We start from the raw sequence: 18,988 nt of genomic DNA, 5'->3' as shown, positions 1-18,988 counted from the left end.
GTGGACCCAACGAGTCCCGCCATCTTCTACATTAGGTAGAAGTAACACTGAGCGAGCTCGACTGCCCCTGCAGCACAAGGCTGGGTCACTTCGGCATGCCCTGGAGACGGCGTGCCTGGGACGCGTTCGGCGCCATCAGGTCCGAGCCGAGGTCGGGCACCGATGGCGGAGGGAGCGGCATGCCGGACTCTGAAGATCGAGTGGAAGCCCGCAGGGCGAAGGTCGAAGCGATGCGAGCCGAGGACCGGCGCAAGGAGGCGCGCACGAAGAACCTCGCCGTGTCGCTCTCCGTCGTCGGTGTCTTCCTGGTGGTGGTCGCCGCCATGTTCGCCGTCAACCGCCTCGGTTCGGACCGGACGAACGCCGTCGCGGCCGGCGAGTCCCAGCTCGTCCGCGCCGACAGCCACCGCCTGCAGACGGCCGCGGACGGCAAGGTCACCTTGGTGGAGTTCCTCGACTTCGAGTGCGAGGGCTGCGGCGCGTACTTCCCCGTCGTCGAAGAACTGCGCAAGCAGTACGCGGGGAAGGTGACCTTCGTCGCGAGGTACTTCCCGATCAGCAGCCACTTCAACGCCGAGCGGGCGGCCCGCGCGGTCGAGGCCGCCGCCAGGCAGGGCAAGTTCGAGGCGATGTACCAGCGGATGTACGAGACCCAGAAGCAGTGGGCGGAAAAGCGGGTCCCGGCGGATGCCGTCTTCCGCGGCTTCGCCAAGGACCTCGGACTGGATCTGGCCGCATGGGACAGGGCGTACGACGATCCCGCCACTCTGGAGCGGGTGAGGAAGGACGCGAAGGACGGCGAGGCGCTGGGCGTGCAGGGCACCCCGACGTTCTTCCTGAACGGCAAGAAGATCGAACCCCGCTCGTCCGACGAGTTCAAGGCGGCCATCGATGCGGCGCTCGCCGGCTGACACCGCGGCCGCCCCGGCCGCCCGCACCCCTGCGGAGCACGACGATCCGTATCCCCTGCTGCTGCCGCGACTTCTGCTGGTAGGCGGCGCGCTCGGTCTCGTCGCGGCCTTCGTCCTGGCCGTCGAGAAGATCGCGCTGCTGAGGAATCCCGCCTACGTGCCCAGCTGCAGCATCAACCCGGTCCTGTCCTGCGGCTCCGTCATGAACACGCCGCAGGCCGAGGCGTTCGGCTTTCCCAATCCACTCCTCGGCGTCGCCGCCTTCGCCTGTGTGACCACCGCCGGCGCGGCCCTCCTCGCCGGCGCGCGGTTCCGGCGCTGGTTCTGGCTCGGGCTGCAGGCCGGGGTCACCTTCGGGGCGGTGTTCGTCCACTGGCTCGTCTACCAGAGCCTCTATGTGATCGGCGCGCTCTGTCCCTACTGCATGGTCGTCTGGGCGGTGACGATCCCGCTCTTCTGGTACGTCACCCTCCACAACCTCCGCGGGCACAAGGCGGCCAGAGCGCTGGCCGGTTACCACACCACCGTGCTGACCGTCTGGTTCATCGCCGTCATCACCATGATCGGCATCAGGTTCTGGTCCTACTGGAGCACCCTCATCTGATGTCCCTGCCGCGGCTCTCTCGACCCACGGCCGCGTTCGTGCGGGTCGTCATACCTTCCAGACGGCGATGCACAGCAGCGGAGCGACGAGAACGGCGACCGGCCCGCTCAGCAGCAGGCTGGCCGCCGAATAGGCGGCCGCCGGCACCCAGCTCGACTCCGGCCGGTGATCGAGCAGGCGTTCCAGTCGTTCGGTGAGCCCGGCGTCGGCGAGAGCGAACGTGGCAGCCCCCTGGCCGCCCGCCGGCGTCGCCATCTGCACCAGCGCGCGGGCCAGGGGCAGCTCGCCGTGAACGTGACGTGCGTGGTCGTCGGCGATCATCTCGAGCAGGACGGCGACGGCCTGCTCCGCCCTCGCCACCAGCGGCAGCCGGGGAAAGGCGTGCCTCAGCGCGAGAAAGGGAAGCAGAACCAGGTCGTGGCGGCCCCGAGCATGGGCGCGCTCGTGCGCGAGAACCGCGTCCAGCTCCTGGGAACCCAGCAGTTCCAATGTCCCGCGGCTGAGAACGACGCGCCCGTGCCGGCCGGGCACGCAGTAGGCCACTCGCCGCTCACTGGGCAGAACGTACACGTCGTGCATCGGCAGATGGTCCGCGACGACGTCGACCAGGAACCGCTGACGCCGCTGGTCGAGCACCGTCCTGGCGGTGACCCTGATCGTGTGGGCCAGCAGCCAGATGGACAGCCCCGCCGACCAGGCCAGTGCCACCACCTGCACGGGTCCGAGCCCGTCGAGCCCGTCTCCGGCGGCGATCTGACCCGCGAGCGTGTGCATGCCGTGTGGAAAGACGGCCTCGAGGGGCCACACCGCCGCGACCAGGCCGACGCCCACCGCGCCCAGGCCTCCGGCCAGCCCGACGGCCTGCCAGAGCACCAGGGCGGCGCGCGGATGGCGGTAAGCCCAGGCAGCCGAGGCGAGCCGCCGGGCCGTACGGCCTCCCACGACCACGGGAAGCAACGCGGCACCGGCGGCGATCAGCCAGACCGTCATGACGACGTTCCCTCCCGGGCGCCGAGCGCCTCGCGCAGAGCCGCCGCCACCTCGGGACTCACCGTTCCGACGAAGCGCTGAACCGCCGCCTCGATGTCGGTCGCCTCGTCGAGCGCGGCGCGCATGGCCTCCGCGACGACGGCGTCCTTCTCCACGGCGGCCTTGTACAGGTGGGCCCGTCCCACGCGTTCTCTCGAAACCATGCCTTTGCGCGAAAGCCTGACGAGCACGGTCAACACGGTGGTGATGGCCGGCTGAGAGGGAAGCCCGGCCGCGAGGTCCTGAGCGAACATACCGTCGGGCCGCTGCCAGAGGGACTCCATGATCGCCCGCTCGAGACTGCCCAGGTGCATCCGCGATGCCTCCCGTTGCCGCGTTCGTTCTCCTGACAGTCGAAGGCTACAGCTCGCAGCCCGCCACGCGACCGCGGCGAACAGCAGGATGGGTCGGCCACCTAAGTCGGATGCCTGATGCCTCGGCAGCGGATGGATTCGTACCGTTCAGGCATCGATTCCTGATCGACCCTTACCTGTTTCGGAGGGCACCATGTCGTTCCATGTTCTGATCGTCGGTGGCGGCATCGGCGGGCTCACGCTCGCCCAGGGGCTGCGCAGGGCCGGCATCTCGGTGGCGGTCTACGAGCGTGACCGGGCCAAGGACGACCGGCTGCAGGGCTACCGGATCCACATCTCCCCCAAGGGGTCCGCCGCGTTGCACGAGTGCCTGCCGAAGGAGCTGTACGACCGGTTCGTGGCGACGTCGGGCAAGCCCAACACCACGCTGGGCTTCTACGACTCCGATTTCTCCGAGCTGCTGGCCATCGGGGACCCTGACGCGCCCGAGCACTACATCGACAGCTTCAAGTCCGTCAGCCGCATCTCGCTGCGGGAGGTGCTGCTGAGCGGTCTGGAAGGAGTCGTCCAGTACGGCAAGACGTTCACGCGGTACGAGCCGCGCCCGGACGGCAGGGTGCGCGCCTACTTCGACGACGGCACCCACGCCGACGGCGACCTGCTGGTGGGCGCGGAGGGGGTCAACTCGCGGGTCCGCCATCAGCTGCTGCCGCACGCCGAGCGTGTCGACACCGGCGCGCTGTCGGTCTCGGCCAAGGTCCCGCTGGACGACGAGACCCGCAAGCTGCTGCCGAGGCAGCTGTTCGCCGGTTCGGGGTTCCTGTTCGGGCCGCAGGGCAAGGCGGTCTTCCTGGCCGCGCACGAGTTCCGCACCCGCGGCTCGGTGGCCGAGACCCCCGGCGAGGGCCTCCTGCTGGACAACAGCGCCGACTACATCATGTGGAACATCGTCACCACCTGGGACAAGCTGGGCGACCGGGCCGAGCTGGAGCGCATGGACGGCGCCGAACTGCAGCAGGTCGCCTTCCAGGCGCTGCGGGGCTGGAGCCCGCGGCTGCACAAGCTGATCGCCCGCAGCGACCTCGGCAGCATCTCGATCTTCCCGCTGAAGAGCTCCACCCCGGTCAAGCCGTGGCAGACGACCAACGTCACGCTGATCGGCGACGCGATCCACAACATGCCGCCCACCGCGGGCGTCGGCGCCAACACCGCGATCCTCGACGCCAGGCTGCTGTGCGCGAACCTGGTCGACCACGTCAAGGGACGGCGGACGCTGCTGGAGGCGGTGCACGCCTACGAGGTCGAGATGATCGACTACGCCTTCAAGGCGGTCGCGCTGGCCATGCGGAACCTGAAGATGGGCGTCAGCGCCAACCCGGTGCAGCGCTTCTTCACCAAGAGCATGTTCCGCTTCTTCAACGCGGTGCCGCCGCTGAAGAAGCAGATGTCCGCCTCGATGATGAAGTAGCCATGCGGATCGTCTTCGCGAGCCTGCTGATCCTGCTGCTGCTGGCCACGCTCGACACCACGCTCACCGGTGTCATCGCCCCCGCCCTGGTCGCCGAGCTCGGCGGGCGGGAGCAGGTCGAACTGGTGGTCGCCGGCTACGCGGCGGCCTCCACCCTCACGCTGCCGCTGTGGGGCAGAGCGGCGGACCTGCTGGGTCACAAGCGGGTGCTGCTGACCGCGCTGGTCCTGTTCGAGATCGGGTCGGCGGCCTGCGCGGCGGCGCAGGACATGACCCAGCTGGTGGCCGCCAGAGCGGTCCAGGGCGTCGGAGCGGGCGGGCTGATGGTCGGCGTCGTCACCGTGATCGCCGCACTGCTCCCGCCCCGCGAACGGGCCCGCTACCAGGGGTATGTCACCGCGGTGACGGCCGTGGCCATGATCGGCGGCCCGCTGGCGGGCGGGCTGCTCACCGACGCGCTGTCCTGGCGCTGGGCCTACCTGATCAACCTTCCGCTGGGCGCCGTCGCCTTCGCGACGCTGGCCCTCCTGGTACGGCTCCCGCCACCGGCACGGCAGGGCCGGGCCCGGCGCCTGGCCGACTACCTGGCGGTGTTGCCGCCACGCCTGCTGGCCGTGCGGAACTTCGCCCTCGCCGCGATCCTCGCACCGCTCCAGGGGGCGGTGATGCTCTCCTCGGTCACCTATCTCCCTCTCCACCTGCAGGCCGGTGGCGACTCCGCGACCGCCAGCGGCGTCCTGCTGCTGCCGTTGCTGGTCGGGGCGGTCGTCGCTGCCTTCCTGTCCGGACGGGTGATCGCCGCCACCGGTCGCTACAAGCCGGTCCTGGTGGCGGGCACAGCTCTGACCGCGGCCGGTACGGCAGGCATAGCGCTGACCGGTGCCGGCTGGGCCGTGATGGCCGTGCAGGGTCTCGGGGCCGGCATGCTCATGCAGCTGGTCACTCTCGTCGCGCAGAACAGCGTGCCGGCCGCGGACGCCGGGGTGGCCGGCGGCGCCGGTCCCTTCCTGCGCCAGCTCGGCGGCGTGGCCGGGGTGACGATGACCGGGGCGCTGTACGAGATGGGCTCCATCCAGACCGCCTTCACCGCGCTGACGGTCGTCGCGGTGGCGGCCGTCGTGGTCGCCGCGCTGATCGTGGAGCTCCCGCTGCGCGTCACGACAGGATGAGGCCGGCCAGCTCGGTCCGGGTGGTGACGCCCAGCTTCGGATACGCCTTGTACAGGTGGTGCCCGACGGTCCGGGGGCTGAGGAACAGCTGGGCGGCGATCTCCTTGTTGCTGGCTCCCGTCGCGGCCAGCCGTACCACCTGGAGCTCCTGTGGCGTGAGCCGCGACAGCAAGGCGGCGTCGGCGCTCCTGGTCAGGGACTCACCGGTGGCGCGCAGCTCCGACGAGGCCCGCTCCAGCCAGGGAAGGGCACCCAGCCGTTCGAATGTGTGCACCGCCTCCCGCAGGACCGTACGGGCCTCCTGCTTGCGCCGCTCGCGCCGCAACCGCTCACCGAGTAGCAGCCGCGTGCGCGCGGCGTCGAAGGGGCGGTCGGCGGCCCGGTGCAGGTCGATCGCCGTGGCGAAGTCCTGCTCGTCGCCGTCCAGCAGTGCCCGGCAGCGGGCCAGCAGGCCCTGCGCCCATGGCTGGCCGGCGGCGGCCGTCCAGCGGGCGAACCGGTCGTGGGCCGCGCGGGCACGCTCCGGCTCCTGCAGCCTGACCAGGACCTCGACCAGGTCGGGTACGGCGGCGGGCTGCTGGCGGGCAGCGCGCGCCAGGTGGTCGGCCGCTTGCTCGTAACGGCCTCGGACCAGCTCCAGCAGGCCCAGCGCCCACTGCGCCCACACCTGGCCCGAAGGCATCGCCGCCGCCCGCTCGGCGAGCGGCCGGCAGTCCTCCTCGACGCCGCGGACCGCGGCGAGCCAGGCCCGCACCCCGCACGCCTGCGCCTCCAGATGCGTCTGGCCGGTCTGTGCCGCCACCTGCTCGGCGTGGTCGGCGTCGGCGGCCGCGTCCAGATGACGGCCGCGCAGGAGCTCGACGCCGGCCAGCGCCAGGTGGGTGTGCGGCAGCCAGGCCACCATGCCGAGCGCGGCGCATTCGGTGGCCAGCGCGCGAGCCATGCTCAGGGCCGTGGCGTGGTCGCCGACGAGCAGGGCGACCGACAGGGCGTTGTTGCGCAGGCCGTGCTCGCCGTGATCGACGTGCCTGGCCCCTTCCACCACCTCGCGCAGCAGCGGCAGGGCCCGCGCCGGATCGTCCTCGAGCAGCGCCGTGATCCCCGTGGCCATGGCCGACGCCGGACGCGCGGGGTCGGTGCCGCTGCCGAGGGACATCAGCAGGTCGGTGGCCCGGCGCGCGAGCTTGACGTCATGGGCGTACCAGGCGTTGCGCACGACCTGGATCAGCAGCGAGGTGGCCCGGCCGGGATGCGCGGCGGCCAGCGGCCTGGCCGCCTCCAGCAGGGTGAGGCTCGCGGCCTCGACGGCGCCGTGCTCGAAGTCGACGTCGGCCCTGAGGTTGGCCAGGTGGGCCAGGACGAGCTCGTCGCCGGTCAGGCGCGCCGCCTGGTCGGTGAGCTGGGCGGCCCGGCGCAGCCGCCCGGCCGAGATGGCCGCCTCGGCGGCTTTGGCCAGCCGTACGGCCCTGGCATCGGCCTCGGGGGTGAGGAGCGCGGCCCGCTCCCACGCCGCCGCGGCCGCGTGCCCGCTGCGCCGCAGGAACGTCTCGGCTGACCGCTCCAGCTCGGCGGCCAGCCGTTCATCCGGTTCGGTCACCGCCGCGGCCAGGTGCCAGATCCGCCGCTCGGGCTCGCTGACCTCCGCCAGCGCCCGGTGGACCGCCCCGCGCCTGGCGAAGCCCGCCGCCTGATAGACCGCCGACCGGACCAGCGGATGGCGGAAGCGCACCCGCGCTCCGGCCACCTCGACGAGCCCGGAGCGTTCGCACTCCTCCAGCGCCCGCTCATCGGCGCCCAGGCGGGCCGCGGCGCGCAGGATCAGCGCCGGGTCGCCCGTGTCTTCGGCCGCGGCCACCAGCAGCAATGTCCCGGCCGGTTCGCTCAGCGCGGTGAGGCGTTGCCCGAAGGCGTCCAGCAGCCGCCGCGTGAGCGGCAGCTCGCCCAGATCGCCGCCGCCGGGGGCGCTGCGGGGCAGTTCGATGAGCCCCAGCGGGTTGCCGCCCGCCTCCGCCAGCACGCGCTCGCGCACGTCCACGGCCAGGCCCGGGGCGATCGCGTCCACCAGCTCGGCCGACGCCGACGCGTCCAGCGGGGACACCCGCAGCTCGGGCAGACCGGGGGCGTGGAACTCCTCGCGCGCGGCGAGCAGCAGGGCCACCCGCTCGCTGCGCAGCCGGCGCGCGGCGAACAGCAAGGCGTCGGCCGAGGCCCGGTCCAGCCACTGTGTGTCGTCCACCACGCACAGCAGGGGCCGCTCGGCCGACACCGCCGCCAGCAGGCTCAGCACCGCGACCCCGACGAGGAACCGGTCACCGGCCCGCGCCGCGGTCATGCCCAGCGCGCCGCGCAACGCCGTCGCCTGCACCTCCGGCAGCGCCTCCAGCTGCGCCAGGACGGGCATCAGCAGCAGATGCAGCCCCGCGTACGGCAGCTCCGCCTCCGACTCCACGCCCCCGCCGCGCAACACGGTGAACTCGGCCCCGGCTCGCTCCACGGCGTGATCGAGCAGCGCGGATTTGCCGACACCCGGGTCACCGCCGAGGACCAGGACGCCACTGACGCCGTCGGCGGCGTCGCGCAGCAGCCGGTCGAGTGCCTCTTGTTCGCGGGTCCTGCCGTAGAGCATCCCAAGATGCTACTTAGACCGACTTAAGTCACGACGACCGCTATATGACTGATTACCTGGATCTTGCTGCTCCGTACGGTCGTGACCAGCGACAACACGACAGGAGAGCAACCATGAAGATCGCGTTCGTCCCGGGCGCCGCCGACCTCACGCTCCAGGTGGACCCGGCCATGGCCGAGCCGTACAAGCTCAGCTTCGACGGTGTGCTGCCGGAGGTGCGGCCGGTCACCGACGGGGTCGTGGTCGACTTCCCGCGCAGCTTCCACATCGGTGACCGGCGGCATGGCGGCCAGATCGTGCTCAACGCCGCCGGTCCGTGGGCGGTGGAAGTACAGGGCCGGACCTCGCGGGTGGACGCCGACCTGCGCGAGCTCCGGCTGGCCGGGATCGACCTGCAGGGCGGGGTCGAGCACGTGCGCCTCGACCTGCCCCAGCCGCACGGCCGGGTGCCCGTCCGCGTCGCCGGCGGCGCGGCCGACCTCACCATCCGGCGTCCCGCCGGTGTTCCGGTACGGCTGGCCGTGGCCGGCGGCTCGACCCGCCTGACCATCGGCGAGCGGCACTTCGCCACGGCCCAGCCCACCTACGTGTTCACCGACACCGGGTTCGAGGAGAGCGAGGACCGCTACGACATCCTCATCGCCGGGGGAACCGATGCCCTCACCCTCGCGTGAGGCAGGAAGCCGACCAAGCGCCTCCCCTGGCACGGTCATGCGCTGCGGGACCTGCCTGTTCGACCGCTCACACCCGCATCCACTCCTGCGGGAGCTGCCCGACGTCGTCCATCTGCCGACCCGGGTCGGCTGCCGCCTGGAGCTGCGCGCGGCACGCCGCAGGATCAGGTGTTGGCGGCGGTCAGCCGTCGGCGAAGTGCGACAGGACCATCTCGGCCAGCGCGGCGACGTCGGCGTCGGCCATCGGCTCACCGGTCATGCCCAGCCGGTGGAGCAAGGTTCCGACGACGACGTCGATGAAGAACAGGACCCGGTTCTCCGGCTCGCCGAGCGCCTCCTGGAGCGCGAGCCGGTAGGGGTCCTGCAACCGCGCGGACAGGACCTCGCGCAGGGCCGGATCGCTGACGGCGTCGCTGAACACGCCCGCGAACGCGTCGCCCACCCCGGGCTCGCCGATCTTCGCCGCGATCCAGCGGATGGCCGAGGCCATGAGCTCCGCTCGGCCGGCGCCCTCCAGCGGCACCGGGCCGAACGCGTCGAGGAGGCAGTCCACGATCAGCGCGCCCTTCGAGGGCCAGCGACGGTAGATCGTCGTCTTGGCGACGCCGGCCGCGGCGGCGATGCGGTCGACGGTGGCACGCGCGTAGCCGAGCTCGTGGACCGTGCTCAGCGTCGCGGCGAAGACCACGGCGTTGACGCCGGAGCGCGGGCGACCGGGTGGTCTGGCGGATGTGGTCGCTCGGGTCATGCCCACACGATAACCCATTGCGCTACTATCGGTATCGATACTTGTAGTAGCGAAACTGTGGGCCGAGGAGGACACATGAGCGAGGTCACCGGTACGGAGCGACCGCCGCTGGGCATCCGGCTGCTGCACGCCCTGGGGAAGCAGCCGGACTGGCCGGCGATGACGACCGAGGAGCTCGTCGCCTACCGCGACGCTGAGAACCGCAAGCGGGCATCCCGTCTGGCACGGGTGATCACCGGGCGTCCCGACCGCGGCGCCACGATCCAGTGGGAGGAACTGGCGCTGGCCGACCGCCGGCTCCCGGTCCGGGTGTACCGGCCGTCGCCCGGACGCCGCGACGGGCGCGGCGACCTGCCGCTCGTGCTCCACGTGCACGGCGGCGGGTTCGTGGGTACGGCGGTGCAGAGCGACTGGGTGAACAGCCGCCTCGCGACTCGGCTGCCCGCGGTCGTCGTCTCGGTCGAGCACCGCCTCCTCGACCCGGACACTCCGCTGTCGGCGGCCGTCGACGACGGCTGGGACGCGCTCCGGCACGTGGTGCGGCACGCCGCCCAGTGGGGAATCGACCCGGCGCGGACCGCCGTCTTCGGGGAGAGCACCGGCTCGTTGATCAGCGCGCTGGCCGCGCTCCGGGCCAGGGAGTCCGGGCTGCCGCTGCGGGCGCAGGTGCTGGTCAACCCCGCTGTCGACCTGACCTCGACGATGTTCGACCACGCCTCGGTCACCCAGTACGCCGACAGCCCGACCCTCACCCTGTCGCAGATGCGGCTGTTGCACCGCTTCGCCGTTCCGCCGGGAACCGATCCTCGCGCGATGTCGCCGCTGTACGCCGACGACCTGGGCGGGCTGGCCCCGGCACTCGTGGTCGTGCCGACCCTGGACCCGCTGGCCGACCACGGCCGCCGTTACGCCGAACGGCTGCGAGCGGCCGGGACGCCCGCGCGGCTCACCGAATACCCCGGCGCGACGCACGCGTTCCTCAGCATGCCGGGCGCGGTGCCGCAGGCGAAGGCCGCGCGGGCGGAGATCCTCGAGTTCCTCCGGGGCCACCTCGCGGGGTGACGGGTCCCGGCCTGCCGCGTTCCACATCACCGCCGCTCCCCCGCCGCTCCACCGTCGCTCCACCGCCGCGAACCGGGGACACGGGCGCGAACCGGGGACACGGGCGCGAACCGGGGACACGGGCGCGAACCGGGGACACGGGCGCGAACCGGGGACACGGGCGCCGACGAGGCCAGGGCACCACGAACCGGGCGATCTCGCGAGGGCGTGATTCCGGCTCGTCCGGTCGCCCGTGCGGCGGGGCTAATCCCGGCGTAGTAGTTCGAGTCGGGCGTTGATCCCGGGGCGGTAGCGGCAGATGCCTTCCCTCGGGGGACGCCCCCCGGCACTGACCGGACGACGATTGCTGGCGTCGGTGCCCGACTCGCCACCCGCTGAGGAGAATCATGTTCCTGCGTATCGCGCTCACCGCGCAGACCGTCGCCCTGCTCCTCCAGGCGGTCACCGCCGGGCTGCTGCTGGCCTCGCCCGGCGGCCGGACGGCGCACGGCGCCACGGCCGTCGTCGTGGCGGTCACCGTGCTGCTCCATCTGGTCGCCGCACTGGTGACGCGGCGGTCGACCGACATCGTTCCGGCCGTCGGCATGCTCGCGGCGACCCTGGCACAGATGGCGCTGGGCATGGCGCACATGAAGACCCTGCATGTGCCGCTCGGCGTGCTGATGTTCGGCGTGAGCATGTTCCGGCTGAGCCAGGTCTGGCCCGTCCGCCGCACGGGGACGGCCTCGGCATGACGATGACCAGACGGCAGGCGCTGCGGCTGCTCGGCGTGGGCGCGGCGCTGAGCGTGCCGGGCTGCTCGCTGCTCGGCCGGACCCCGCTGCCGAGGCTCCTGACCAGCGGCGCGCCGCTGCCCAGGCCGTACACGGTGCCGCTGCCGCTGCCCTCGGTCGCCAAGCCGTACCGGACCGACGCGAGCACCGACTACTACGAGCTCGTGCAGCAGCAGGCCGAGGTGGAGATCCTGCCCGGCCTGCGCACCCCGATCTGGGGGTACGACGGGCAGTTCCCCGGACCGACCATCCGGGCGCCCAGCGGCCGCAGGACCGTGGTGCGCGTCACCAACCGCCTGGGCGCGCCGACCGTCACGCACCTGCACGGGGGCCACACCCCGCCGGAGTCCGACGGCTACCCCACCGACCTGGTCCAGCCGGGCACCCACCGCGACCACGTCTTCCCGCTGGAGCAGCGCGCGGCCACGCTCTGGTACCACGACCACCGCATGGACCACACCGGGCCGCAGGTCTGGCGCGGCTTGGCCGGGTTCTTCCTGGTCGGCGACGACCAGGAGGAGGCGCTGCCACTGCCGTCGGGCGAGCGGGACGTCCCGCTGCTGATCTGCGACCGATCCTTCGCCGCCGACGGCACCATGCCCTACCCGGCCCGGCCCGACGGGCCCGGAGCCCGGGAGGCGTTCATGGGCGGCGTGCTCGGCGATGTCGTCCTGGTCAACGGCGCGCCCTGGCCGCAGCTCGGGGTGGACCGCGCCCGCTACCGGCTGCGGCTGCTCAACGGCTCCAACGCCCGCACCTACGAGCTGGCCCTCTCGCCCGGCGGCAGCCTGGTGCGCATCGGCAGCGACGGCGGCCTGCTGGCCGCGCCACGGCCCGTCGACCGGGTACGGCTCGCGCCGGGCGAGCGCGCGGACGTGATCGTCGACTTCGCCGCCTACCGGGTGGGCGACCAGGTCGAACTGCGCAACCTCGCCGACGAGGGGGCCCAGGCCCGGGTGATGCGCTTCACCGTCGAGCGGAACGCCCGCGACGACTCGGCCATCCCGACGACGCTGTCACGGGTCGAACCGCTCGACCCGGCCAAGGCAACGGTGACCCGCGACTTCGAGTTCACCAGCGGCGACATGCACGGCCACACCGGCTGGCTGATCAACGGCAAGCCCTTCGACGCCCGCCGCGTCGATGCCAGGCCGAAGCTCGGCCAGGTGGAGATCTGGCGGCTGACCAGCGACGTCGCCCACCCGGTGCACCTGCACCTGTCGCCGTTCCAGGTGCTGTCGGCCGGCGGCGAGCGCCCGAGCGGGCCACCGGAATGGAAGGACACCGTCGAGCTGCGGGAGGCGCAGACCGTGGAGATCATCACCCGCTTCACCGGCTACCGGGGCCGGTACGTCATGCACTGCCACAACCTCGAGCACGAGGACATGGCCATGATGAGCACGTTCGAGGTGGTCTGATGCCCGGCTGGCCGCCGCCCGCTACACCATGACCGTCGTGACCAGGAAGGACAGGACCTTGCGGATCGAGGTCCACCTGTTCGCCCGGCTCGCCTCCGACGGGCGGGTCCGTCGCGTCGACTCGATCACCAGGACCGTGACCTGACCCGCGGGAGATCACGCGCTCGCGGCGGCCGGCGGCGGTCGGGGTCGGCCCGGGCTCGGGCCTGGCAGGGGCGGCGGGCCGGCGCGTAAGGTGCCCGAATGATCGGGATACCGGAGGCGTTCACGCGGAGCACCGTCGAGCGTGAAGGAGAGGCCGGCGCGGCGTGGCTCGCCGAACTGCCCAGCATCGTGGACAGGCTCCTGGAACGCTGGGGGTGCGTGCCTGACGGCCAGGTCCTGCACGGGGGCGTCGGGGTCGTCGTCCCGGTGCGGCGGCGGGACGAGCGGACCGCTGTGCTGAAGGTGTCGTTTCCGCATCCCGGCAACGTCCATGAGCCGGACGCGTTCGCGGCGTGGGGCGGGCGTGGAGCCGTTCTGCTGCACGAGCGCGACGACGAGCGTTTCGCCATGCTGCTCGAGCGGGTCCAGACCTCGACGCTGGCGGAGGTCGACGAGGGTGACGAGGTCGTGACGGTCGCCGGGCGGCTCAGTCGCCGGCTGGCCGTCCCCGCGCCGCCTGGCCTGCCCCGGCTGAGGGAGCAGGCCGACGCCTGGGAGGAGCAACTGGGCAAGGACGCCGAGGAGCTGACGCACACACTGTCGCGTCGCGTGGTGGACACCGCCGTGGCGACCGTCCGCGAGCTGGGCCGGGTCCAGCCGGACGTCCTCATCCACGGCGATCTCCACGCCGGGAACATCCTGCGCGCCGACCGCGAGCCCTGGCTGGCCGTCGACCCCAAGGGGTACGTGGGAGATCCCGCCTACGACGGCGGCACGCTGCTCAAGTCGCGCGCGCTGACGTTCCTCGACGCGGACGACGTGCGCAAGGCTGTCGACCGTACCCTGGACGTCTTCGCCGAGGCCGCCGAGCTCGATCGCGAACGCGTTCGGCGGTGGGCCCAGTTCCATGCCGTCCAGGCCGCGTTCTGGGGCCGCCGGCACGGATTCCGTATCGCCCGCGGTGGATCATGGCTGGACCGTATGGCGGAGTTGCTCACGGACCGCGCGCCATGAGGGGGCCGAGGGCGGCGCTGCCATGACTCGGCCCCCCGATCAGCAGGAGCCCGTCACCGCTCAGGTCGTTTTCTGCCCGTCGAGCGTCTCGCGCAGGATGTCGGCGTGCCCGGCGTGCTGGGCGGTCTCGGCGATGACGTGCATCAGCACCCCGCGCACGCTGCGCACCGCTCCCGGCTCGTTCCAGGGCGCCTCCGGCAGCGGGTGCGTCGCCGACAGGTCGGGGAGGGCGGCGACGATCTCCGCGCTGCGGGCGGCGACCCGCTCGTAACGCGCGAGGATCCCGGCCAGCGTCTCGCCGGGCAGCATCCGGAAGTCGTTCTGGTGGTCGATCGCCCACTGCGGGACCTCGCGTGCGGTGCCGGACGCGAGGTCGGCCCAGGTGACACCGTCGGGCAGGTCGTAGGGCATCGCCGACGGGCCCTCGGTCGCGAAGCGCATCCAGTTCTCCTCCATGGAGGCGACGTGCTTGATCAGCCCGCCCAGGCACAGCTCGCTGACCGTCGGGCGCCGGCCCAGCTGCTCGTCGCTGAGCCCGCGGACGGTGTTGGTCAGGGCGGCTCGCGCGGTCGCGAGCGCGGCGAGCAGGTCGCCCCGCTCGGCGTCGAGGGTCGAGGGGGGCGTGGTGGTGGCGTTCACGGCGTTCGGGCCTTTCGGATGGTTGTCGTTGAGTGGCACGCGACAACAGTCGCAGAGGAAGCGGACAGAGCGTGGCCGCTTCTCGCGGCACCATGGGGTTCATGCCGAAAACTTCAGCGCGGCTGCTGGCGTTGCTCTCGCTGCTCCAGGTGCGCAGGGACTGGCCGGGTGCGCTGCTGGCCGAGCGGCTGGACATCAGCCCGCGCACCGTCCGCCGTGATGTCGACCGCCTGCGCGAGCTGGGCTACCCCATCGTGGCGACCAAGGGCCCCGACGGCGGGTACCGGCTCGACGCCGGCACGGAGCTGCCTCCCCTGCTGTTCGACGACGAGCAGGCCGTCGCCCTGGCCGTCGCGCTCCAGATCGCCACCACCGCCGGCGCCGGCATCGAGGAAGCCGCGGCGCGCGCGCTGAACACCGTCCGGCAGGTCATGCCCGTACGGCTGCGCCGCCGGATCGACACCCTGCGGGTCACCGCCGTCGAACGGCCCGCGGGCCTGCCGTACCGACAGGTCGACAGCAGCGTGCTCGTGGCGCTCAGTGCCGCCGTCCACGCCCGCGAGGTGCTGCGCTTCGACTACCGGCACGGGCCGGACGACACCGGCGACCAGACCCCGCCGCGCCGGGCGCAGCCCCATCACCTCGTCACCTGGGACGGGTGCTGGTACCTCGTCGCCTGGGACCTCGACCGCGAGGACTGGCGCACCTTCCGCGCCGACCGGATCACCCCGCGCACCCCTACCGGGCCCCGCTTCACCCCGCGCGAGCTGCCCGGAGGTGATGTGGCGGCCTTCGTGGCCGGCAGGTTCCGGGGCTCCGACGGCTCGGGCGACTGGCCGTGCCGCGGCGAGGTGATCCTCGACCTCCCCGCCGCCGCCGTGTCCCGCTACACCCGCGACGGCGTCGTCGAGGAGCTCGGCCCGGACCGCTGCCGGCTCGTCCTGGGCTCGTGGTCGTGGCCCGGCCTGGCCGCCGCCATCGGCAGGTTCGACGCCGACATCGAGGTGGTCGGCCCGGCCGAGCTCAAGGACGCCTTCGCGCACCTGGCCCGCCGCTACGCCAACGCCGCGACCGACGCGACCGACGGACCGTACCCGAGCCCATGAGCCGAGCGCCCTCGACCACGGTTCGGGACGGCGGGCGGCAGCGGCGGCGCGTCCGGGCCGGCCGGCACGTCCATCGGGCAGCGGGCGTCAGGCGGCCGTCCAGGGCCGAAGCTTCTCGGGGTTTCGAACCGCCCAGAAGCGCTTGATGCGGTCGCCCACGACGTCGAACGCCATCACCACCACGGTGACGCCGTCGTGCTGGGCCACCAGGCCGGGCTGACCGTTGACCGTACGCTCCAGGATCGTCAGGCCGGGTACCAGGTCGGCGATGTCGACCAACGTGCGGGCGATCCGCTCGCTGCCTTCGACCGGGTGGAGAGCGGCGCTGACCAGGCCGCCGCCGTCGGCGATCCCCGTCGCGTCGGGCGCGAGGAGGCCGACGAGAGCGCCGATGTCCTTGGCCTCCCATGCGTGCTTGAAGTCCCTGACGATGCCGGCCTGCCGGGCCGCCGGAGCCGCGGGCGCCTGCGAGACGCGGATGCGGCGGCGGGCCGAGGAGGCCAGCTGGCGGCAGGCCGCCGGCGTACGGCCGACGATCTCGGCCACCTCGGCGAAGGAGTAGCGGAAGACGTCGTGCAGGATGAACGCGACGCGCTCGGCCGGGGTCATCGCCTCGAGCACGACGAGGAAGGCCATGTTGACCGACTCGTCGAGCGTGACCCGGTCGGCGGGGTCGGCCGTGCTGCCGCCCGACCGCCCGTCGATCCACTCCGTACGGTCGGGCAGCGGCTCGGGGATCCATTCGCCCACGTAGCTCTCCCGCCGGGCCCGTGCCGAGCCGAGCAGGTCCAGGCAGACGCGGCTGGCGACCCTCGTCAGCCAGGCGCCGGGGGACTCGATGGCCTCCTGCTGCTGCCGGGACATGGCGTACCAGCGGGCGTAGGTCTCCTGGACGACGTCCTCGGCATCGGCCAGCGAGCCGAGGAGCCGGTAGGCGAGATTGATCAGCTGACGCCGCTCCCTCGTGATCGCACTCAGGCTCGGATCGAGCCCGCCGTCCGCCGGATCGGATGGGGTGGTCATGGTGTCCCCGACTTTCCTTCGTCGCATCTGCCCTCACCAGTACGACGAGACATCACCCCGGAATGTGAGGTCGGCGCGTCGCCTCACATTCCGCGGGGTTGTGTCGTCGTACTGGTGAAACGAACACCATCCCGCAAGCAGGAAAGCGCGGCGGCGGCAGGGCCGGCCTCCCTGTCCCGCGATATCGCCTCACCGGCGCCCACCCGCGGCCATGAGGCCGGCGCCGACGGATCGACCATCTTTCCCCCTGAGGAGCGACCAGGCATGACAACCATGACCAAGCTCGGCGAGCTGACCGGCGATTACGCCCTCGACACCGCCCGCACGCGGCTGGGCTTCGTCGCCCGGCACGCGATGTCCACCAGGGTGCGCGGGCAGTTCGACGAGTTCGAGGGCAGCGCGCGCCTGGACGGCGACGACCCGTCGAAGTCCGGAGTCGCGCTGACGATAGGGGCGAGGAGCATCCAGACCCGCAACCGGCAGCGCGACGATCAGCTGCGCGGCAAGTTCCTCGACGTGGACGGCCACCCGACCATCGCCTTCGTCTCGACCAGGGTGAAGCAGATGGACGGGACCACCTTCCAGGTCACCGGTGACCTGACCATCCGTGGCGTGACCAGGCCGGTCACCGTGGACGTCGAGCTGGCCGGCGCCGAGCACGACCCGCGGGGCGACCTCCGGATCGCCTTCACGGGGAGCGCCACGATCAACCGCAAGGACTGGGAGGTGAACTGGAACGCCGCGACAGGGGTCCTGATCAGCGACAAGGTGACGCTGGAGTTCGACGTCACCGCGATCCGGCGGTCCTCCTGACGAGGCCGGCCCCGTCGACCAGCGTTCCGATCGCGCGGCGAGCGATGCCCCAGCCGGGACGCGTCACCGGGACGGCCCGCTCAGCCAGATCTGGTTGAGCGGGAAGAAGAACGCCAGCAGCGTGAGGTTCAGACAGATCACCACGAAGGAGAGAACCCTGGGCCGCTGAACACCCGTTCGCCGCCAGGCGAGCACCAGGGCGGACGCCACGACGAGCGCCAGCAGCAGGTGCGCGCCGTACCACCAGGCGATCGGCAGCCCTCCCACGATCCTCCCGGCGTACAGGTCGTCGGTCAGGGCGTAGCCGACGACCAGGTTGAGCGCGCCCAGCCCCAGCAGCGCCACCCCGGGCAGCATCTGGCGGAGCGTACGGCTGAGCAGCGCGCGCAGGACGATCCCCACCAGGAAGATCAACGACGCCCACTGGTGGAGGTGCCGCATGAACAGGCCGCCCCGGACGTCGAAACTGAGCCGCAGCGTCGAGGCATAGGCTCCGCTCATCTCGATGCCGAGCAGCGGCGCGAAGGAGCCGTCGTAGATCACCCGCTCGCCGGGAGTGTAGAAGAACGCGAGGAAGGCGCCGGTGAGCAGGACGATCATGAAGCTGTAGACGAGCATCTCGTCCACCAGCGTCTTCTGGAGTCTCATTCGACCTAGTTCACCACTGTGTGGGCGTGATGATCTCATGGGTACGGGCCTCGCGCTTGCGACGCTCGCTGCGCGGCCACTCGGCCGCGCCGTCAGCGCCGCGCGAGCAGGACAGGCAGCCCCGGCGGGAGGCGCCCACGAGGCCCCAGGAGACGCGAACTCCTGACATCGCTCAGCGGGCGCGAATGCCGTCGAAGACCAGGTCGAGGAGGCGTGCGGTGGTGTCAGGTTCCGTGGCTGCCTCGTCGAGCCAGGCGACGGCCGTCGCCAGGCGGATGAGCTCGGCCCCGGTGAGATCGCCGCGTACCTGTCCGAGCTCTCGCGCGCGTGCGACGAGGTCCGCGGCCACCTGCTCGACGGCCTGGCAGCGCGCGCCCAGCGGGCTGCCGACGTGCTCGGAGGCGCGCGCGAACCGAGCGGCGAGCCCTTGGTGCCGGGTGATGTGCCGCACGAGCGCGGCGACCCATCGCCGGAGGAAGTCCGGTTCGGGCGGGCTGGTGTCCAGCAGGTCGGCGGCCAGGTTCGCCAGCCCGTCCAGGCTCTCGCCGACGATCTCCGCGATCAGGGCGTCCTTGTTCGGGAAGTGACGCCACAGCGTGCCAGGCCCGACTCCCGCCCGCCTGGCCACGTCGTTCATCGCCGCCGCGTCCGCCCCCACCTCGTCGAACAGCGCGCTCGCCGCCTCGATCAGCCGCGCCCGGTTACGGCGTGCGTCCGTGCGCACAGCCGCATGCGGCCTGCCCCCCTCAGCGGCTTCGCCACTCATCTCGCACCCTCCCTGGTCGTACCGGAGCGGCACTCCGTA

General features: G+C 72.2%; 19 protein-coding genes and 1 pseudogene. 12 read left to right on the top strand and 8 right to left on the bottom strand.

The features are described from left to right. The first annotated feature begins 230 nt into the window (after positions 1 to 230). Both ACWENQ_RS25620 and ACWENQ_RS25615 read left to right on the top strand, forming a co-directional pair. Positions 231 to 911 carry a DsbA family protein gene (locus ACWENQ_RS25620; RefSeq protein WP_452416508.1) on the top strand — a complete coding sequence of 227 codons (681 nt, stop codon included), beginning with the start codon at positions 231 to 233 and terminating at the stop codon, positions 909 to 911. Continuing rightward, positions 892 to 1,515: a vitamin K epoxide reductase family protein gene (locus ACWENQ_RS25615; protein ID WP_452416506.1), complete on the top strand. Its 624-nt coding sequence runs from the start codon at positions 892 to 894 to the stop codon at positions 1,513 to 1,515. The genes ACWENQ_RS25620 and ACWENQ_RS25615 overlap by 20 nt, the downstream gene beginning before the upstream one ends. 48 nt (positions 1,516 to 1,563) lie before the next feature. Here ACWENQ_RS25615 and ACWENQ_RS25610 read toward each other — a convergent pair whose 3' ends face one another. Beyond that, positions 1,564 to 2,505 carry a M56 family metallopeptidase gene (locus tag ACWENQ_RS25610; protein WP_449914835.1) on the bottom strand — a complete coding sequence of 314 codons (942 nt, stop codon included), beginning with the start codon at positions 2,503 to 2,505 and terminating at the stop codon, positions 1,564 to 1,566. Then, a complete protein-coding gene (locus ACWENQ_RS25605) occupies positions 2,502 to 2,858 on the bottom strand; it encodes a BlaI/MecI/CopY family transcriptional regulator (RefSeq protein WP_449914837.1) in 357 nt (118 codons plus the stop codon). The genes ACWENQ_RS25610 and ACWENQ_RS25605 overlap by 4 nt, the downstream gene beginning before the upstream one ends. A gap of 193 nt (positions 2,859 to 3,051) precedes the next feature. Here ACWENQ_RS25605 and ACWENQ_RS25600 point away from each other — a divergent pair, with 193 nt between their 5' ends. Together ACWENQ_RS25600 and ACWENQ_RS25595 are read left to right on the top strand one after the other, a co-directional pair. Beyond that, positions 3,052 to 4,326 (top strand): FAD-dependent oxidoreductase, encoded by a 1,275-nt coding sequence (locus tag ACWENQ_RS25600; RefSeq protein WP_452416505.1) that lies wholly within the window; start codon positions 3,052 to 3,054, stop codon positions 4,324 to 4,326. 2 nt (positions 4,327 to 4,328) lie between these two features. Beyond that, positions 4,329 to 5,495, top strand: a complete 1,167-nt coding sequence (locus ACWENQ_RS25595) for an MFS transporter (protein WP_452416503.1) — start codon at positions 4,329 to 4,331, stop codon at positions 5,493 to 5,495. Here the strand turns inward: ACWENQ_RS25595 and ACWENQ_RS25590 are convergent. Further along, entirely contained in the window at positions 5,482 to 8,121 is a 2,640-nt protein-coding gene (locus ACWENQ_RS25590) for an ATP-binding protein (protein ID WP_452416502.1), read from the bottom strand. The two genes, ACWENQ_RS25595 and ACWENQ_RS25590, sit on opposite strands and share 14 nt — an antisense overlap. A gap of 113 nt (positions 8,122 to 8,234) precedes the next feature. Here ACWENQ_RS25590 and ACWENQ_RS25585 point away from each other — a divergent pair, with 113 nt between their 5' ends. Together ACWENQ_RS25585 and ACWENQ_RS25580 are read left to right on the top strand one after the other, a co-directional pair. After that, a complete protein-coding gene (locus tag ACWENQ_RS25585; protein ID WP_452416501.1) occupies positions 8,235 to 8,795 on the top strand; it encodes a hypothetical protein in 561 nt (186 codons plus the stop codon). Next, positions 8,776 to 8,886 (top strand): annotated as a pseudogene (locus ACWENQ_RS25580) (hypothetical protein); the annotation flags it as partial. The gene ACWENQ_RS25585 and the pseudogene ACWENQ_RS25580, both read left to right, overlap by 20 nt. A gap of 90 nt (positions 8,887 to 8,976) precedes the next feature. Here ACWENQ_RS25580 and ACWENQ_RS25575 read toward each other — a convergent pair. Further along, positions 8,977 to 9,543, bottom strand: a complete 567-nt coding sequence (locus tag ACWENQ_RS25575) for a TetR/AcrR family transcriptional regulator (protein ID WP_449914849.1) — start codon at positions 9,541 to 9,543, stop codon at positions 8,977 to 8,979. A 75-nt stretch (positions 9,544 to 9,618) separates the two neighbouring features. On the opposite strand from ACWENQ_RS25575, the gene ACWENQ_RS25570 reads away from it, so the two are divergent. The 4 genes from ACWENQ_RS25570 to ACWENQ_RS25555 all read left to right on the top strand — a co-directional run bounded on the left by ACWENQ_RS25570 (position 9,619) and on the right by ACWENQ_RS25555 (position 13,954). Beyond that, positions 9,619 to 10,605 (top strand): alpha/beta hydrolase, encoded by a 987-nt coding sequence (locus ACWENQ_RS25570; protein ID WP_452416537.1) that lies wholly within the window; start codon positions 9,619 to 9,621, stop codon positions 10,603 to 10,605. A 386-nt stretch (positions 10,606 to 10,991) separates the two neighbouring features. Continuing rightward, positions 10,992 to 11,339 (top strand): hypothetical protein, encoded by a 348-nt coding sequence (locus tag ACWENQ_RS25565; RefSeq protein ID WP_452416500.1) that lies wholly within the window; start codon positions 10,992 to 10,994, stop codon positions 11,337 to 11,339. Further along, positions 11,336 to 12,796: a multicopper oxidase family protein gene (locus tag ACWENQ_RS25560; protein WP_452416499.1), complete on the top strand. Its 1,461-nt coding sequence runs from the start codon at positions 11,336 to 11,338 to the stop codon at positions 12,794 to 12,796. Before ACWENQ_RS25565 ends, ACWENQ_RS25560 begins: the two co-directional genes overlap by 4 nt. A gap of 243 nt (positions 12,797 to 13,039) precedes the next feature. Beyond that, positions 13,040 to 13,954, top strand: coding sequence for an aminoglycoside phosphotransferase family protein (locus ACWENQ_RS25555; RefSeq protein ID WP_452416497.1), 915 nt, complete (start codon positions 13,040 to 13,042; stop codon positions 13,952 to 13,954). 60 nt (positions 13,955 to 14,014) lie between these two features. On the opposite strand, the gene ACWENQ_RS25550 is transcribed toward ACWENQ_RS25555, so the two are convergent. Beyond that, on the bottom strand, positions 14,015 to 14,632 hold the full coding sequence (locus ACWENQ_RS25550) for a DinB family protein (protein ID WP_452416495.1): 618 nt from the start codon (positions 14,630 to 14,632) through the stop codon (positions 14,015 to 14,017). A gap of 62 nt (positions 14,633 to 14,694) precedes the next feature. Here ACWENQ_RS25550 and ACWENQ_RS25545 point away from each other — a divergent pair, with 62 nt between their 5' ends. Beyond that, positions 14,695 to 15,699, top strand: coding sequence for a helix-turn-helix transcriptional regulator (locus ACWENQ_RS25545; protein ID WP_452416493.1), 1,005 nt, complete (start codon positions 14,695 to 14,697; stop codon positions 15,697 to 15,699). An 87-nt stretch (positions 15,700 to 15,786) separates the two neighbouring features. Here the strand turns inward: ACWENQ_RS25545 and sigJ are convergent, their stop codons facing one another. After that, positions 15,787 to 16,722: an RNA polymerase sigma factor SigJ gene (gene sigJ, locus ACWENQ_RS25540; protein ID WP_449914862.1), complete on the bottom strand. Its 936-nt coding sequence runs from the start codon at positions 16,720 to 16,722 to the stop codon at positions 15,787 to 15,789. Positions 16,723 to 16,986: 264 nt separating this feature from the next. Here sigJ and ACWENQ_RS25535 point away from each other — a divergent pair, with 264 nt between their 5' ends. Next, positions 16,987 to 17,535, top strand: a complete 549-nt coding sequence (locus ACWENQ_RS25535; RefSeq protein WP_452416492.1) for a YceI family protein — start codon at positions 16,987 to 16,989, stop codon at positions 17,533 to 17,535. Positions 17,536 to 17,598: 63 nt separating this feature from the next. Here the strand turns inward: ACWENQ_RS25535 and ACWENQ_RS25530 are convergent, their stop codons facing one another. Together ACWENQ_RS25530 and ACWENQ_RS25525 are read right to left on the bottom strand one after the other, a co-directional pair. Then, the gene (locus ACWENQ_RS25530; protein ID WP_452416490.1) at positions 17,599 to 18,183 is read right to left on the bottom strand and encodes a hypothetical protein; all 585 of its coding nucleotides are present in this window, start codon (positions 18,181 to 18,183) and stop codon (positions 17,599 to 17,601) included. A 172-nt stretch (positions 18,184 to 18,355) separates the two neighbouring features. Next, entirely contained in the window at positions 18,356 to 18,907 is a 552-nt protein-coding gene (locus ACWENQ_RS25525) for a TetR/AcrR family transcriptional regulator (RefSeq protein WP_354907552.1), read from the bottom strand. Between the last annotated feature and the right edge of the window lie 81 nt (positions 18,908 to 18,988).

This window comes from Nonomuraea sp. NPDC004354 (assembly GCF_053602555.1).
Note: the sequence above shows the minus strand (reverse complement) of the source record. Positions and strands in the feature narration are given on the sequence as shown.